The 14,635-nt window shown below is 65.9% G+C and carries 19 protein-coding genes; 9 read left to right on the forward strand and 10 right to left on the reverse strand.

Going from position 1 to position 14,635, the window contains the following annotated elements; all coding sequences use genetic code 11:
- Positions 1–253: 253 nt before the first annotated feature.
- Positions 254–1,141 (reverse strand): aldo/keto reductase, encoded by an 888-nt coding sequence (locus tag ON23_RS35330; protein WP_039784221.1) that lies wholly within the window; start codon positions 1,139–1,141, stop codon positions 254–256.
- Positions 1,142–1,344: 203 nt separating this feature from the next.
- Between ON23_RS35330 and ON23_RS36430 the strand changes: the two genes are divergently transcribed.
- A complete protein-coding gene (locus ON23_RS36430; RefSeq protein ID WP_051043796.1) occupies positions 1,345–2,541 on the forward strand; it encodes an alpha/beta fold hydrolase in 1,197 nt (398 codons plus the stop codon).
- A 643-nt stretch (positions 2,542–3,184) separates the two neighbouring features.
- Here ON23_RS36430 and ON23_RS35345 read toward each other — a convergent pair.
- Positions 3,185–4,150, reverse strand: a complete 966-nt coding sequence (locus ON23_RS35345) for an alpha/beta hydrolase (RefSeq protein ID WP_039784223.1) — start codon at positions 4,148–4,150, stop codon at positions 3,185–3,187.
- Positions 4,151–4,281: 131 nt separating this feature from the next.
- Here ON23_RS35345 and ON23_RS35350 point away from each other — a divergent pair, with 131 nt between their 5' ends.
- On the forward strand, positions 4,282–4,983 hold the full coding sequence (locus ON23_RS35350) for a FadR/GntR family transcriptional regulator (protein WP_051043798.1): 702 nt from the start codon (positions 4,282–4,284) through the stop codon (positions 4,981–4,983).
- Here the strand turns inward: ON23_RS35350 and ON23_RS35355 are convergent, their stop codons facing one another.
- From ON23_RS35355 to ON23_RS35375, 5 genes are all read right to left on the reverse strand, one after another.
- Entirely contained in the window at positions 4,984–5,247 is a 264-nt protein-coding gene (locus ON23_RS35355) for a hypothetical protein (protein ID WP_157170389.1), read from the reverse strand.
- A 234-nt stretch (positions 5,248–5,481) separates the two neighbouring features.
- Positions 5,482–5,679 (reverse strand): DUF397 domain-containing protein, encoded by a 198-nt coding sequence (locus ON23_RS35360; protein ID WP_039784228.1) that lies wholly within the window; start codon positions 5,677–5,679, stop codon positions 5,482–5,484.
- Positions 5,680–5,853: 174 nt separating this feature from the next.
- Positions 5,854–6,057, reverse strand: coding sequence for a DUF397 domain-containing protein (locus ON23_RS35365; RefSeq protein ID WP_039784230.1), 204 nt, complete (start codon positions 6,055–6,057; stop codon positions 5,854–5,856).
- A gap of 9 nt (positions 6,058–6,066) precedes the next feature.
- The gene (locus tag ON23_RS35370; protein ID WP_039784232.1) at positions 6,067–6,270 is read right to left on the reverse strand and encodes a DUF397 domain-containing protein; all 204 of its coding nucleotides are present in this window, start codon (positions 6,268–6,270) and stop codon (positions 6,067–6,069) included.
- The gene (locus ON23_RS35375) at positions 6,267–7,148 is read right to left on the reverse strand and encodes a helix-turn-helix domain-containing protein (protein ID WP_039784233.1); all 882 of its coding nucleotides are present in this window, start codon (positions 7,146–7,148) and stop codon (positions 6,267–6,269) included. Before ON23_RS35375 ends, ON23_RS35370 begins: the two co-directional genes overlap by 4 nt.
- Before the next feature lie 195 nt (positions 7,149–7,343).
- Here ON23_RS35375 and ON23_RS38675 point away from each other — a divergent pair, with 195 nt between their 5' ends.
- The 5 genes from ON23_RS38675 (at position 7,344) to ON23_RS35395 (ending at position 9,801) form a co-directional block, all read left to right on the forward strand.
- Positions 7,344–7,511, forward strand: a complete 168-nt coding sequence (locus ON23_RS38675) for a hypothetical protein (RefSeq protein ID WP_167331926.1) — start codon at positions 7,344–7,346, stop codon at positions 7,509–7,511.
- A 5-nt stretch (positions 7,512–7,516) separates the two neighbouring features.
- Positions 7,517–7,696 (forward strand): hypothetical protein, encoded by a 180-nt coding sequence (locus tag ON23_RS35380; protein WP_039784235.1) that lies wholly within the window; start codon positions 7,517–7,519, stop codon positions 7,694–7,696.
- On the forward strand, positions 7,677–7,964 hold the full coding sequence (locus ON23_RS35385) for a hypothetical protein (protein WP_039784238.1): 288 nt from the start codon (positions 7,677–7,679) through the stop codon (positions 7,962–7,964). Before ON23_RS35380 ends, ON23_RS35385 begins: the two co-directional genes overlap by 20 nt.
- Positions 7,965–8,101: 137 nt before the next feature.
- Positions 8,102–9,184: an S-(hydroxymethyl)mycothiol dehydrogenase gene (locus ON23_RS35390; RefSeq protein ID WP_039784239.1), complete on the forward strand. Its 1,083-nt coding sequence runs from the start codon at positions 8,102–8,104 to the stop codon at positions 9,182–9,184.
- On the forward strand, positions 9,181–9,801 hold the full coding sequence (locus ON23_RS35395) for an MBL fold metallo-hydrolase (RefSeq protein WP_245556281.1): 621 nt from the start codon (positions 9,181–9,183) through the stop codon (positions 9,799–9,801). Before ON23_RS35390 ends, ON23_RS35395 begins: the two co-directional genes overlap by 4 nt.
- Before the next feature lie 23 nt (positions 9,802–9,824).
- Here the strand turns inward: ON23_RS35395 and ON23_RS36435 are convergent, their stop codons facing one another.
- The gene (locus tag ON23_RS36435) at positions 9,825–10,604 is read right to left on the reverse strand and encodes a glycoside hydrolase family 19 protein (RefSeq protein WP_083904456.1); all 780 of its coding nucleotides are present in this window, start codon (positions 10,602–10,604) and stop codon (positions 9,825–9,827) included.
- Between the two features lie 556 nt (positions 10,605–11,160).
- Between ON23_RS36435 and ppnP the strand changes: the two genes are divergently transcribed.
- Complete coding sequence (gene ppnP, locus ON23_RS35405) at positions 11,161–11,472, forward strand: pyrimidine/purine nucleoside phosphorylase (protein ID WP_039784241.1); 312 nt, start codon at positions 11,161–11,163, stop codon at positions 11,470–11,472.
- Between the two features lie 117 nt (positions 11,473–11,589).
- Here ppnP and ON23_RS35410 read toward each other — a convergent pair whose 3' ends face one another.
- The gene (locus tag ON23_RS35410) at positions 11,590–12,465 is read right to left on the reverse strand and encodes an NmrA/HSCARG family protein (protein WP_039784242.1); all 876 of its coding nucleotides are present in this window, start codon (positions 12,463–12,465) and stop codon (positions 11,590–11,592) included.
- Between the two features lie 128 nt (positions 12,466–12,593).
- Between ON23_RS35410 and ON23_RS35415 the strand changes: the two genes are divergently transcribed.
- Positions 12,594–13,190, forward strand: coding sequence for a TetR/AcrR family transcriptional regulator (locus ON23_RS35415; RefSeq protein WP_039784244.1), 597 nt, complete (start codon positions 12,594–12,596; stop codon positions 13,188–13,190).
- 120 nt (positions 13,191–13,310) lie between these two features.
- Here the strand turns inward: ON23_RS35415 and ON23_RS35420 are convergent, their stop codons facing one another.
- Positions 13,311–14,537, reverse strand: coding sequence for a cytochrome P450 (locus ON23_RS35420; protein ID WP_039784246.1), 1,227 nt, complete (start codon positions 14,535–14,537; stop codon positions 13,311–13,313).
- Positions 14,538–14,635: the final 98 nt, after the last annotated feature.

Consider the following 14,635-nt stretch of genomic DNA (forward strand, 5'->3'; position numbering starts at 1 on the left):
GATGACCTCAGCGGTAGCGCGGTGGGGGTATGAAGACGTCCTCCACCTTCCTACGCCGAGACGAGAGCCTCGCTCGAAGTCATAGCGCACAAACGTGTCGAGGGTGCCGAGGCCGCCCGCCTGATCGGTACCGCGCTGCGCCCGAACCGAAACGTCGAAATCCGCTCGCAGCCCCCTGATACGGAATTTCGTCCGGGTCGCCGCGGACGGTCACGGCGCAGGACGGCGGCGCATGAGCGCGTCCCGAACACCCTCAGGGCTCCGGAATGTCGATGCCGAAGGTCTCCAGGGTGACGTCGGCGGGGTCGGGGCCACCACGCTGTCCGGTGTCGAGGGCATCGATCGCCGCCAGTTCGTCACCGGTGAGGTCGAAGTCGAAGACGTCGAAGTTCTCGGCGATTCGTTGCGGCCGTGTGGATTTGGGGATGACCGAGCGCCCCTGTTGCAGGCCCCAGCGCAGCATCACCTGGGCCGATGTCTTCGCGTGCGCCTCGGCTGTCGCGGTGATGACCGGGTCGTCGAGGGTGCTGGTGTGTCCGCTGTCGCGATAGAAGGTGATGCCACCGATCGGCGACCACGCCTGGGTGAGAATTCCGTACTCGGCGTCGGCGGCGAGGACGTCGGGCTGGCGGAAGTACGGATGCACCTCGATCTGGTTCACTGCCGGGACCACCGACGTCTGCTTCAGCAGATTCTCGAGGTGCTCGCGCATGAAGTTGCTGACCCCGATCGCCCGGACGCGACCGTCGGCGAGCAACTGCTCCAGCGCACGGTAGGCGTCGACGGTGAGATCGAAACGCGAGGGCAGCGCCTGATGCAGGATCAGCAGGTCGATCCGGTCGACACCGAGTTTGCCGGCACTCTTGTCGAACGCATGCAACGTCGCGTCGTAACCGAAGTCGCTGATCCAGATCTTCGTCTCGATGAAGACCTCCGAACGATCGACACCCGAGCCCCGGATCGCCTCGCCCACCTCGCGTTCGTTCCCGTAGGCCGCCGCGGTGTCGATATGCCGATACCCGGTCGCCAGAGCGGCCTCGACCGCCCCGGCCGTCTCGTCGGGCGGCGTCTGGAAGACGCCCAGCCCGATCGCGGGCATCCGGACGCCGTTGTTCAGGGTCAGCAGCGGTGTAGTGGTCATGTCCAGGTCCTACCCCCGATGTGGCAGGTAAACGTCCCGGCGCTCGTGGGCAGGGTGAACCGATCGTGCAAACCTCCGCGAAATATGGCGATTTCCGTCATCGCCGGCGAGGTTTGCACGAAAAGTTCAGCCGCACGCTCGGTCGGCGGGGGTCACGGCGTGGCGCTATCGTGAACGGCCTGACTATCGCACGGGGGTAGACCATGGATGTGGTGCGAGCGCGGCATATCGCCCGTTTCGGCGTGGACCTGCACGGGGACGAGGCCGGCGATGGACCGACGGTCGTCTTGCTGCATGCCGGGGGTGAGCGGCGGCAGGTGTGGACTCCCGTCGTGGAGCGACTGGTCGAGGACGGATTGCGGTGTGTCGCTTTCGATCAGCGCGGCCACGGCGACAGCGGCGGTTCACTCAGGAGGCTGGACGAGTGCGCGGGCGATGTTGCCGCGATAGTCGATGCGGAACCTGGATGCGTGCTCGTCGGCGCGTCACTGGGTGGGCTCGCCGCCGTTGCGGCACTGGGTGATCCGCGCACGCGAGCGAAGGTCACGGGACTGGTTCTGGTGGATGTGGTGCCCAATCTCGATGCGGGCCGGGTGCGGCGCTTTCTCGATGCCGGTGGCCTGTCGGATGTCTACCCGGATTTCATCGACGATGTCTTGGCCCACGTCCCGGGACTGCGCCAGATCACCACGCAACTGGATATCCCCATCCTTCTGATCCGTGCCGGTCGTGGCTCATCGCTCACCGACGTCGAGGCGGACGGGTTGCTCCAGCTGGCTCCGCACGCCACGGTGACCCGAATTCCCGGCGCCGGGCATCTGGTCGCCCGCGATGAGCCGGAAGCGTTGGCGCGGACGATCGCGGATCTCACCACACCGTGGCCGGCGCTGGCGCTGCTGCGCGAACTCGGCGCGGCCCGGGTGGAGCATCCCGGTGGGGATCTCCTCGACCATCTCGAGCGGGTGCGGCAGCTGGTCGCCGACCTCGGCGGAGGTACCCGCGTCCGGCTGGCCGCACTCACCCACGCCACCTACGGCACGGACGGCTTCCCTCACTCGCTGCTGCCAGCCGACCGGCGATCACGCCTGCGCGCGGCAATCGGTCGCGACGCGGAAGCTCTGGTCTACCGCTACGGCGCGTGCGACCGAGCCGAGACCTATCCCCACCTCGGCGCCACCCCGCTTCCGATCACCGACCGCTTCACCGGCGAGGTCGTCGCGGTGGACGGCACCGATCTCGCGGACTTCGCACTCCTCACCATCGCCAACGAACTCGACGTGGTGCGCCATGCCGCGCTCACCACCGAAACCGTTCACGGGATCCGGGCTCTCATCACCGCGTGTGCGACCTACGTGCCCGATGCCGCCACTCGGGCCCTCGCCGACCGGCATCTCCGCTGAGAACGCGGGACACGGCTCGAATTGCGTCGTGTCAGAAGGGCTGAACTTTCCGTGCAAACCGTCGGGAAATTTGCAGGTTTCCGCAAAATCGGGCGAGGTTTGCACGAAAAGTTCAGGCAGATAATCGTCCGGGCCCCCAATCGAACGTCACCCGCCCGGCGCGCCCTCACCCCAGCGACGACGAATACGCAAGAACACCCGAAGCCCAAGGGAGATAAGGACTTCGGGGGCTCTCGAACCGTAGTGAGCGGAGGCTGCTACGCCCGATCGAACCGGCCGCGTTGGACGCTGGTGGTGAAGGAGGACCATTCGGCGGGGGGTAAAGATACGAAATCGAAAGGGGCCATGGGTTTTCCAGTCCGCCGATCACCCAGCGGCTGCGTTCCGGGCGGAAGTCGTAGTAGTCGGTGAGGATGCCTTTGGCCCAGAGGCCGGAGTCCTGACCGTAGGAATGTCGGCCCTGGCCCCACTCGACCAGCCACTACCCGCCGGCCTGGTCACCGTCCCGTTTCCGGAGCGCCCGCCGAGCCGTCTCGTGGTGGCATGGATGACAGCGTCTCGCAGTCCGCTGATCCGCGGTTTCGTCCGGACGGCCGCGGAGGGGTCCGGCGCCTGGACGCACCGCCGGTGGTAAAACCGAGTATTACCGGATGGTGTCGGAGACGAATTCGGTGATGGCGTCGTGCATCTGGGTCAGACCCGGTTCTTCGAGGGGGTAGTGCCCGGCGTTGTCGAGCATGACCGTTCGTACCGGCACGGCGGTGATCGGCGCCAGCACCGGTCGGCTCAGATGCAGTGGGGACCAACGGTCTTCGGCGGGCTGGGTGAGCAGGATCGGGCAGGCGTCGAACTGCGCGGGTTCGATCGCCGGCCGGTAGCCGACGTAGGAGGTGAGGAAGCGGATCGAGACGCGGTTGCCTGCGGAGGTGCGGTCTCGGGTCATGACCGCCAGCGCGGCCTTGTCGTTGACCAGTGCCGACATCTTCGACGCCAGGGTCATCGGGAAACGCAGGCGACCGGCCGGGGTGCGCGCCGCGAGCCGCATCAGCGGGACACCGATGCGCGAGCTCACGATGTCGTGCGCTGTCTCGTCGCGCACCCGCTGGTCGGACTGGTCCAGGAAGGTCATGCCGACGATGCCGCGCAGCGTGCCCTTCGGGGCCTTCGCGGCGACGTGATAGGTGAGCAGACCGCCCGCACTCAGGCCGTAGAGCACGATCGGCCGATCGTCGCGGGTTTGCTCGTAGGCGAGGAAGTCGACCACCAGGTCGACCCAGTCGTCGTAGGTCGGCACCGTTCCCGGGGCGACCCGGGTCAGGCCGTAACCGAGGTTGTCCAGCGCGACGGTTTCGAATCCCCGCCGGGCCAGCGGAGCGCCGGCGATCAGGCTCATCTGCCGGCCGTTGGTGCCGACCCCGTGATGGAGCACGATCTTGGCCGGAGCACTCGCGTCGCGGTAGCGATCCAGATGGACGCGGTGGCCGCGCCACTCCCAGAACTCTTCGTCGGGCGCGGTCGACTCACCCAAGCGGAGCCGCTGCGGCAAGAATTGTTGCAGGTCACGCCAGGCCTGCTGCTCTCGGTAGAACTCGGGGTCGGCGGATGCCATGGGTAACCGTTCCTGTGTCGGTGAGCTGGTGGACGAAGACTCGACCAGCGGGTACCGCTCGGACATTACTGGTTGGACCAGTTACCGGCAACCTGGTTGGTGGTCTTACCTCTCTGAGATACCGTCGGGGCATGGATCTGGTACCTGTGCGTCGGCAGAACGTCTCGGACGGGGTGTTCCAGCAATTGCTGACCCAGATCCTCGAAGGCGATATCCGGGAGCTGCCGTCGGAGCGGGAGCTGGCGGCCACCCTCCAGGTGAACCGGCACGCCATCCGGGAGGCGCTCAAGCGGCTGGAACAGATCGGCTTGGTGCGCATCGTCCACGGCGGCCCCACCGAGGTACTGAACCTGCGCGAGCACGCCGGACTGGATGTGCTGGCCTATATCGCCACCGGACCGCTGGAACGGGTGGGCCCCACGCTGATCCGTTCGGTGTTCGAATTCCGGCACGCGATCGGCGTCGATGCCGCCCGCCTCGCCGCCCGGCGAGCCGATCCCGACACGGTCGAGGCATTGCGCGCGGCAGCCGGTCGATATCGGGAACCGTTGTCGCGCAACGACTTGGTGTTCGTCGATCGAGCTTTCTGGACGCGCGTGGTCGACGCCTCGGACAACCTCCCCTACCGGCTCTCCTTCAACACCTTGATCAAGGCACTGGATCAGATGCCCGAGGCACTCGAGCATGTTCTCGGGCCGGAGATCGACGACCCGGACGGGCACGATGCACTCGTCCGGGCCGTCGCCGACGGTGACGAGGGGAAAGCGGCATTCGAGGCCGGCCGTCTCCTGGCGCTCAGCGCCACCGTGGTGGCGACCATGCTGCGCGGTTGATCAGTCCGGTCCGGCCAGGAGTTGTCCCACGCGGCCCGCACAGAATGCCGTCAGGTCGAGTTCGGGCGGGAGTTTCAGGCGATGCGCCATCCGCAGCAGCGGAATACCGAGCAGGACGGCGGCGAGGACTTCGTTGAACACCAGGTTGCGGACCGGCATTCCGGTGCGATGCTCGCAATATTCGATGGTCTCCTGCCGGGAGGGCGTGCCGGCCGCCGGAGGATGTCCCTCGAAATCACTGCCGGCCCAATCCAGGAACAGCACCACGCCAGGTCGGATTGGTGGTCACCGAGCCGGGCTGCTCGCCCTGGCCACCACCGGCCGGAGATGAACCGGCGAGGGTGCGCGGTCGGGCCGAGCTCGGTCGGGCGTCGACGGGCCACACCGGGCCGCCGTGGACATCTACCGGTGAACTAATCGTGCAAGCTCCGGCACTTTTGGCGGTTTTCGCGCGATATCGCCGAGCTTTGCACGAAAAGTTCAGGGCGGAGGCTACGCCTAACCGAACCGGCCGCGCCGAACACCGGCGGTGAAGGTGGACCACTCCGCGGGAGCGAAGAACAGGGCAGCACCGGTACGGTTCTTCGAATCGCGAACGCTCACACCATCATCGAGGAACGCCACCTCGACGCAGTCCTTGCTCGCGCCTGAGAAGCTCGACTTGAACCACTTCGCCCCGGACAGGTCCTTGCTCATGACAGGCGCTCCTTGGTCGGTAATGCCGAAACAAGCTGGGAGGCTCAACAATTAGTGTTGCATGAGATCGACGGCCAGGGCACCGGTCGGCGCAATACCTCTGTCGAGGAGGCTGCGGACGGCAGAACCCCCGAAGGTTCCACCCTCGGGGGTTCTCGGCTGCTACAGGATGCCTCAGGCGTGGTCGAACCGGCCATGTTCCAGGCCGGTGGTGAACGCGGACCACTCGGAAGAAGTGAAGACCAGGACAGGGCCAGCGGGATTCTTCGAATCACGCACGCCGACACCATCTTCGAGGAACGCCACCTCGACGCAATCCTTGGTAGAGGTCGATCGACTCGACTTGAACCACTTCGCCGTGGACAGATCGTTGCTCATGGCACGCTCCTATGCCTGGTCGAAGTCACCCTGCTCTACGCTCGCGGTGAACGTGGACCACTCCGAGGGCGTGAAGATCAAGGCGGGACCGGCGGGGTTCTTCGAATCACGTACGCCGACACCGTCATTGAGGAACGCCACCTCGACGCAGTCCTTGGTTGAGCTCGAGAAGCTTGATTTGAACCACTTCGCCCCGGACAGATCGTTGTTCACGGCATGTGCTCCTTGATCAGTGCCACCGAATCAGCTGGTGACAACGCTACACGATCAACATCTCGGAGAGCTTGCGAATATCGTTGCAGCTCTGCGTCACGTTCCAGGTAGAGATCCCCGGCCCAACCCTCGACATAAATGATGGGCGGTTGGGCGAGGCCAGACTGTGGGAGGTCCGGGAACTCCAACTTAGTGAATGGCCCCGCTACCGAGCCGAGAGGGCTACTCGCGACGAAGGGGACGATTCGGATGCAGACGTTCGGCAACGCCGCCAGGTTCACGAGGTGCCTCAGCTGGTCGGAATGTACCGCCTGACCGCCGACCTGATCACACAGCACAGCCTCGTGCAGCAGGGCCGAAACTCGCAGATTCACATCTTGCAGCCGCTCTTGGCGATGGGTCTGCCACTCGATACGGCGCTCGAGTTGCGCTCCAGGGATTTCAGGATATTCAGCCCAGGCGATAGCACGCCTGTAGTCGGGTGTCTGAAACAGGCCGGGCACGATGGTCGTCTTCCAGATCGTCAGCCGGTCCGCCGCATCCTCCAGCGCCAGGTAGTGGTTGAAACCAGTCGAAATCTGGTCCGCGTACGCCCTCCACCAGCTGGCCGTCACCTTCCCCTCCCGCGATGCGCGAATCTCCTTCACCAGATCCAGGCAGATGCGCCGCTCCTCATCGCTCGCCCCGTAGCTGTCGCACAGTGCGTTCACCTGGAGGCTCGTGATTCTCGTCGTCTGCCCCTCTTCGATGCGGCCGATGGTCTGATGCGACGTTTCCGCGATGCGCGCGGCCTGGGATTGTCCCATTCCCTTGTTGTTTCGCAGCCGCCGCAGTTCGCGCCCCAATGCTCGTTGCGCGAGTGTGCTCCCTGACCCCATGTTGTTAGCTCCCCTATCGATTGTGTCCCGGTTTTCTGGACAGGTCCCCACTGGACAGGTTGCTGGTAGACGAGTTCAAACAATCGGTACGGCAACGGATATCCGAAATCCCCACCATTCGACTACAACTCGCGGCCGAGTCGATGCAACCTCAACGCCGACAACCACTTTCACATCGCAGGGGAAGTATCCACCATGGGACTGCTCAACCACGATCGAATGCCGATCATGACCGTCTCCTACGCGCATATCATCATGCAATTGCACATCGACTGCGCTTTGTGCGTGTGCCCGGTGAAACAGCAGGCGAAGCAGCGGCTCATCGAGGCGAAACACTTGGTGCCGGACTCGGGTCGGGAGTGAGGCCGATGTTCTGGGAATTCGTTCTGCTGATCAGTATTCCGCTCGCTGTGATCGTGCTCGCGGTGTTCTGGCCCGAACAGATCTCCAAGCCCGAATCGCGCGATTCCGTGCGCGCGATCATCGACCGCATCGCGCGCGAGGACCGCGCCGGAGAGGCGAAATACCGTGACCGATACCGCGAATAGCGGCCATTTCCGGACGGCGGTCGGGCCGTCGTCGGCGTGGTGGCGGGTCGCCGGCCGCGAGCGGGTCGAGATCACTCATCTCACCGATCGCGAAAAAGCCGTCAATACCGAATCTTTCGTGAATTTCCGGGTGACGCGGTACTCGTGCCACGGCGTGGTCTTCATCGACACGCCGAGTTTGGCGCAAGCACATTCCCTTCTGCCGCAATACCACGCGCTGTGGTGCGCGGTGAGCGAGGAGTTCCGCCGCCGCCCGCCACGGAGATGAAAATGGTTTCCACCAGCACGCGAGCGGCACAGACGAGGAAGCTGAACTATAGTCTGGACACCTGTCCGGCGCACCCGGTGCGGGCATACACTGACCCGTAAGGTGAACCGGCACCACCGACGCGTAAAGGAGATTCCATGTCCCAGAAGGTTCGCGGCGTCATCGCCCGCAGTGTGGGCGCCCCGGTCGAGATCGTCGATATCGTCATCCCCGATCCGGGTCCGCACGACGTGGTGGTGCGGGTGCAGGCCTGCGGGGTGTGCCATACCGATCTGACCTACCGCGAGGGCGGCATCAACGACGAATTCCCCTTCCTGCTCGGCCACGAGGCGGCCGGCGTGGTGGACACCGTCGGCGATGCCGTCACCCACGTCCAGCCCGGCGATCACGTGGTGCTGAACTGGCGCGCGGTGTGCGGCCAGTGCCGGGCCTGCAAGCGTGGCAAGCCGTGGTACTGCTTCGACACCCACAACGCGAGCAAGCCGATGACGCTGGCAGACGGCACCGAGCTGACCCCGGCCCTGGGCATCGGCGCCTTCGCCGACAAGACCCTGGTCCACGAGGGGCAGTGCACCGTGATCGACCCGGAGACCGATCCCGCCGTGGCGGGCCTGCTCGGCTGCGGTGTGATGGCCGGGCTGGGCGCGGCGATCAACACCGGCGGCGTGAGCTACGGCGATTCGGTCGCGGTCATCGGCTGCGGCGGCGTCGGTGACGCGGCGATCGCGGGGGCGCGGCTGGCGGGCGCCACCACCATCATCGCGATCGACCGCGATCCGCGAAAGCTGGAGTGGGCCAAGGAACTCGGCGCCACCCACACCCTCGAGGCCGGTGACGACGTGGTCGAGCGGGTGCAGGAATTGACCGGTGGTTTCGGCGCCGACGTGGTGATCGACGCGGTCGGGCGGCCGGAAACCTGGAAGCAGGCCTTCTACGCGCGCGATCTGGCCGGCACGGTGGTGCTGGTCGGCGTGCCGACGCCGGATATGACGCTGGAGATGCCGCTCATCGACTTCTTCTCGCACGGCGGCTCGCTGAAATCCTCGTGGTACGGCGACTGCCTGCCGGAACGCGACTTCCCGATGCTGCTCGACCTCTACCGCCAGGGACGGTTGCCGCTGGAGCGCTTCGTCAGCGAGCGCGTGGCCCTCGACCAGGTGGAGCAGGCCTTCACCACCATGCACCACGGCGACGTCCTGCGATCGGTGGTGACGCTGTGAAGATCGACCGCGTCGTCACCTCCGGAAAGTTCGAATTGGACGGCGGCAGTTGGGATGTCGACAACAACGTCTGGGTCGTCGGCGACGACCGCGAGGCCGTCGTCATCGACGCCGCCCACCAGGCCGAGCCGATCATCGCGGCCGTCGGCGATCGCACGGTGCGCGCGATCATCTGCACCCACGCCCACAACGACCACATCAACGTGGCCACCGAACTGGCCGCGGCGCTGCGGGCCCCGATCCTGCTGCATCCGGCCGACGAGGTGCTGTGGAGCGCGATCTACCCCGACACCCGCTACGAGCCGCTGCACGATCGGGAGCGAATTCCGTTGGCGGACAGCGACATCGAGGTCCTGCACACACCGGGCCACTCCCCCGGCGCGGTGAGCCTGTATCTGGCCTCGGAGAAGACGGTCTTCACCGGCGACACCCTGTTCCAGGGCGGCCCCGGCGCCACCGGCCGCTCGTTCTCGAGCTTCCCGACGATCATCGAATCCATCCGCACCCGCCTGCTGCATCTCCCTGCAGACACCACCGTCCTCACCGGACACGGCGACTCCACGACCATCGGTGCCGAGGCGCCCCACCTACCGGAGTGGATCAAGCGCGGACACTGATGGTGAAGGCGCCACCCGGGGGCCTACGGGCACTTCAGTACCTGGCAGACCTGAATGAAGTGATCGCGACGGACGTCTCTGCCGTTCGAACCACCGTTGATGATCTGCGACACCGGGTCGATGCTCGCCGGGTTCTGGGGGTGGGCGTTGTCCGCCACGGCATTGAGGTTGTGGGTGGTCCAGTACCACGCGGCCGTGGCGAACGCGTACTGCGGATCGGCGACCAGCTCCGGGTGGTTGACGAAGTCGACGCCCAGCGCCTGGCTCGCGAGTTCGTAATTGTGCCGGCCGGTGAGCTGGAGGGCACCGCGCCCCTTGTACTTGGGTCCGTCACCGGGCTCGGTGTTGCCGAGATCCGCGCGCCCGTCGTAGGCGCTGCCGTCGCTGTATTCGGTCAAGGTGGCGAAGCCATCCGTTTCCTGACCGATCTGAGCGAGGAAGGCGGCAGCACGCTGCGGTGTGTCGTCGATACCCGCCGCCGCCATCGCAGTGTTGATCTGCGGCAGCCAGGCGCTGACATGCGCCTGATCGGCGCCGGGCAACGCCGCCGGTGCGGCAATGGGCTGTGGCGCCGGAGCGGCACTCGGCTGGGGCGCCGGAGCGGGCGCCGGAGCTGCGGCGGCCGGGGCCGCCGGGACAACGGGGGTCGACAACGCATGCAGCGCGACCGCGTCCGGTTTGGCCGACTCGCTGACGCCGGCGGCGGTGGTGATGGCCGCGACCGCGGCGGCGGCCGCTGCCACGGCACCGGCGGTACGAACGAGTGATGTCACCGACGTGCGGCGCGCGAGTTTCGAAGACATGCGATGTGATTCCTTGTTCTTGACCGTTCGGCCGGGCTCGGGCATGCGGCGGGCAGCGCGCGACCCGACGGGACCGCAACGAACTCGCCTCTGCACGAGGTGCTGGGGGATGACTTGATCTGGATCGGCCGAACTACTGCAGGCGCCGCGATGTGTGGCGCCTCGACATATGTCAGGCGTACGTCCTGCCGCGTCCGGTCCGCCGACGGGGTTTCACTCCGACGGCGCGGCCGTGTATGACGAGGGTTTCAATTGGGAGACACGAATGCGCGATTCGCATTACATAACCGAATCGGGCGAGCCGGTTATATCTCAAGACGATAACGCTCATGCATCATGGGTGCAACGAACACACGTTCGAGAGAACGGTGCCGGCACCACACTTTCCCTGGGACGACCGGGAGATCCTCGCTAAACTGTGTGTTGGCACACAGTAGGGGATTCTGTATCGCGGATCACGTTCAGATCACGAGTCCCGCGTCCCGAGGCTCCCGCGCGGAGCGCGAAGGTGGCGACAGTAGGCTGACCCCTCCACCTCATCTCCGGGAAAGAGACCATGTCGCAGTTCGAGAACGTCAGCGTGGCCACCAAGGCCAATGTGTACTTCGACGGCACATGCGTGAGCTACAGCCTCACGCTGCCCGACGGCACCAAGAAGTCGGTCGGCGTGATCCAGCCCGCGACCTTGACCTTCAGCACCGGCGCCCCGGAAGTCATGGAGCTGGTGGAAGGCGAGTGCGCCGTGACTCTGCCCGGCGAAACCGAGCCGACGACCTATCGCGGCGGGGAATCGTTCTCCGTGCCTGGCGACAGCTCGTTCGACATCGAGGTTGTGCAGACGCTGCACTACGTGTGCCACTACGGCTGACCACAGGTCGGACCTGGCCCGGCGGGCCGAGCGAATCAATGAAACGACCGAGGGCCGCACGAGCGATCGCGCGGCCCTCGCGGCATCGAGCAGCGCGACGGCACCACCCGGCGATGATCACGCCCGGGTGTCGAGCACGGAGCGGATCAGCTTCGCGCCTTTGGCCTCGAGCCAGTCCCGGAAGGTCATCAATCCCGGGTGCAGTGTGCGTAGTTCGTCGACGTCGACGTCGGGGATGCTGCCGTTACCGCTGTTGAGCAATTCGTAGCCGCGGGCGAAGCGTTCGTTGATGCGGCGCAGTTCCTCGATCGGACGCTGGATGTAAGGGACCGTTCGCCCGACGGCGGCGCTCACCTGCGCGGCGACCTCGGGCGGGGTCAGCACGTCGCCGACCAGTTCCAGCGTCCGGCCGCGGTAGTCGTCCGGATTCCGCAGCGCGAGCGCGGTGAACGCGCCGATATCGTCGAGCGCGATGAATTGCTGACGCACGTGGGCAGCGGCGGCGGTGCGTAGCGCGCCGTCGCGGATCCCGACCGTGTCGGACTGCGTGATCAGATTCTCCATGAAGGAACTCGGCCGCAGCACCGTGGCCGAGACACCCGACGCGGCGATGTATTGCTCGATTTCCCATTTGGCCGGCTGGCCGCCGCGGTCGGCGCCGAGGCCCGAACTGTAAACCAGATGTGCCACACCGTATTTCACCGCCGCGTCGGTGACGGCCTTACCGGCCTCGACCTCGTCCTGCTCCGGCGCCAGCGGACCGGGATGCACGCTGTACACACCGTAGGCGCCGTCGACACAGCGGTCGATCGTCGCGAGGTCTTCCAGCGAGCCCGCGATCACCTGCGCACCCGCCTGCGCCAGGCTCCGCGCCCTGTCGCTGTCCGGGCGCCGAGTCAACACCCGCACCCGCCACCCGTCGGCGAGCAGCCGGTCGGCGACCGCCCCGCCCTGCTGTCCGGTCGCGCCGATGACGAAAACAACCTGGTCCATGTGCCCTCCGTAGGCGGATCTTCGGATCTTCCGCGCCACCACGCGCAGTAAACGGAGACCACTCTCCGCTTTCATCACTATACGGAGAGCCGTCTCCGTTTCGCAATGGTGGCCGCTACGATCGAGCGATGGGTAACGACGCCGAGCAGGGTGGCAGGCCACTGCGCGCGGACGCGCGCCGCAACCGAGACCAGGTGCTGGCCGTCGCCCGGAAGATGCTCTCGATCGACGGCTCGTCGGCGTCCTTCGACGAGATCGCGCGCCGAGCGGGCGTCGGCGTCGGCACCGTGTACCGGCATTTCCCCACCCGTTCCGCATTGTTCGAAGCGGTCGTCGTCGGCCGGGTGGAGGAGTTCACCGAACGAGCCCGCATGCTCGCGGACGCCGATTCCGCGCCGGAGGACGCGTTCTTCGACTACTTCACCCACCTCGTCGGCGAGGTCGCCCTCAACCAGGCCCTGTGCGAAGCACTGGACGACGGTGACACGGCCGTAGCGATACCCGACCGGCTCCGGCACGAGTTCATCCGGTCGTTCGACACCCTGCTCACCCGGGCGAAAGAGGCACGGGCCGTACGGCCCGAGATCGGTGTCGCCGACGTGCTCGACCTGGTCATCGGCGCGGCGACGGTCCAACGCCGCGCCCGGGCGCGCAACGCACCGAACCCTCTGATCGCCGTCGTGCTCGACGGCCTCCGCGTGCCCGATCACCGAGCGTCGGCGTGAAGGCCATCGGTCCACTGCGCTGGGAATGACGCTGAGCCACACCGCATGCCACGCAGACGACCGAGGGCCGCACGAGTGATCGTGCGGCCCTCGGCTGTCCCCCAGCCCTTTACCCCGGGTCTAGGAGTATTCGACCTGCCAGTGCTTGATGCCGTTGATCCAGCCCGAGCGCAGGCGCTGCGGGTCGGCGATCTGACGCAGATCGGGCATGACGTCGGCGATGGCGTTGAACATCAGGTCGATTTCCAGGCGGGCGAGGTTGGCGCCGACACAGAAGTGCGCGCCGGTGCCGCCGAAGGCGAGATGCGGGTTGGGGTCGCGCAGCACGTCGAAATCGAAGGGCTTGTCGAAGGCCGCCTCGTCGAAATTGGCCGAGCTGTAGAACAATCCGACCCGCTCGCCCGCCTTGATCAGCTGACCGCCCAATTCCACATCCTCGGTGGCGGTGCGCTGGAACGCGGTGACCGGAGTCGCCCAGCGCACGATTTCGTCGACCGCGGTGCGCGGGCGCTGCTGCCGGTACAGCTCCCACTGTTCCGGATGATCGACGAAAGCCTTCATCCCGTGGGTGATCGCATTACGCGTGGTCTCGTTTCCGGCCACCGCCAGCAGAATCACGAAGAATCCGAATTCGTCCGAACCCAATGCCTCGCCGTCGATATCGGCGCTCACCAGCTGGCTGACGATATCGTCCGACGGCTCCGTCCGGCGTGTCTCGGCCATATTCCACGCGTAGCCGAGAATTTCGGCCGAGGCGACCGCGGAATCGCCGTATTCAGGGTCGTCGTAGTTGAGCATCTGATTCGACCAGTCGAACAGCTTGTGCCGATCGTCCTGCGGGACACCGAGCAGTTCGGCGATAGCCTGGAGCGGCAATTCGCACGCCACCTGTTCGACGAAATCGCCGCCGCCGGATTCCTTGGCCGCGCGCACGATTCGCTCGGCCCGCTCGGTCAATGCCACGCGCAGGCTCTCCACCGCGCGCGGGGTGAAGCCCTTCGAGATGATGCGGCGGATCTTGGTGTGCTTGGGCGGATCCATGTTCACCAGCAGCGCACTGGTGACCGACAACTGCTCCGGCGTCGCGAAGCCGGGCAACCGGATGATGGAACCCTTCTTCTCCGAGGAGAAGACGTCCGAGCGGCGCGAGATCTCCTTGATGTCCTCGTGCCGGCTCACCACCCAGTAGCCCGCATCCTCGAAGGGGTAGGCCTGCTCCGCGTTCTGGGCGTTCCACCAGACCGGCGCGGTGCGCCGCAATTCCGCGAATTCGGCGACCGGACTTCTCTCGGCCCACAGTCCCGGGTCGGTGAAATCGAATCCGGCCGGTATCGACGGAGCAGCCACAGTTCCTCCTCGTGTCCGCTGCACTGCGAATCATGAATTTTGTTCGAAACATGTTCTTCCTTGATTAGAACACGTTGCACTGCAGTGGAAAAGAGCTG

It is taken from the genome of Nocardia cerradoensis NBRC 101014, assembly GCF_000308535.1.
Classification (GTDB): Bacteria; Actinomycetota; Actinomycetes; order Mycobacteriales; family Mycobacteriaceae; genus Nocardia; species Nocardia cerradoensis.

Bases quoted from the DNA above. Each gene is read 5' to 3' on its own strand.
- ON23_RS38675 (WP_167331926.1), top strand. From the start codon at position 7,344: ATGGGACTGCTCAACCACGATCGAATGCCGATCATGACCGTCTCCTAC.
- ON23_RS35380 (WP_039784235.1), top strand. From the start codon at position 7,517: ATGTTCTGGGAATTCGTTCTGCTGATCAGTATTCCGCTCGCTGTGATC.
- ON23_RS35410 (WP_039784242.1), bottom strand. From the start codon at position 12,465: ATGGACCAGGTTGTTTTCGTCATCGGCGCGACCGGACAGCAGGGCGGG.
- ON23_RS35390 (WP_039784239.1), top strand. From the start codon at position 8,102: ATGTCCCAGAAGGTTCGCGGCGTCATCGCCCGCAGTGTGGGCGCCCCG.
- ON23_RS36430 (WP_051043796.1), top strand. From the start codon at position 1,345: ATGGATGTGGTGCGAGCGCGGCATATCGCCCGTTTCGGCGTGGACCTG.
- ON23_RS35365 (WP_039784230.1), bottom strand. From the start codon at position 6,057: ATGAGCAACGATCTGTCCACGGCGAAGTGGTTCAAGTCGAGTCGATCG.
- ON23_RS35360 (WP_039784228.1), bottom strand. From the start codon at position 5,679: ATGAGCAAGGACCTGTCCGGGGCGAAGTGGTTCAAGTCGAGCTTCTCA.
- ON23_RS35345 (WP_039784223.1), bottom strand. From the start codon at position 4,150: ATGGCATCCGCCGACCCCGAGTTCTACCGAGAGCAGCAGGCCTGGCGT.
- ON23_RS35330 (WP_039784221.1), bottom strand. From the start codon at position 1,141: ATGACCACTACACCGCTGCTGACCCTGAACAACGGCGTCCGGATGCCC.
- ON23_RS35350 (WP_051043798.1), top strand. From the start codon at position 4,282: ATGGATCTGGTACCTGTGCGTCGGCAGAACGTCTCGGACGGGGTGTTC.
- ON23_RS35375 (WP_039784233.1), bottom strand. From the start codon at position 7,148: ATGGGGTCAGGGAGCACACTCGCGCAACGAGCATTGGGGCGCGAACTG.
- ppnP (WP_039784241.1), top strand. From the start codon at position 11,161: ATGTCGCAGTTCGAGAACGTCAGCGTGGCCACCAAGGCCAATGTGTAC.
- ON23_RS36435 (WP_083904456.1), bottom strand. From the start codon at position 10,604: ATGTCTTCGAAACTCGCGCGCCGCACGTCGGTGACATCACTCGTTCGT.
- ON23_RS35415 (WP_039784244.1), top strand. From the start codon at position 12,594: ATGGGTAACGACGCCGAGCAGGGTGGCAGGCCACTGCGCGCGGACGCG.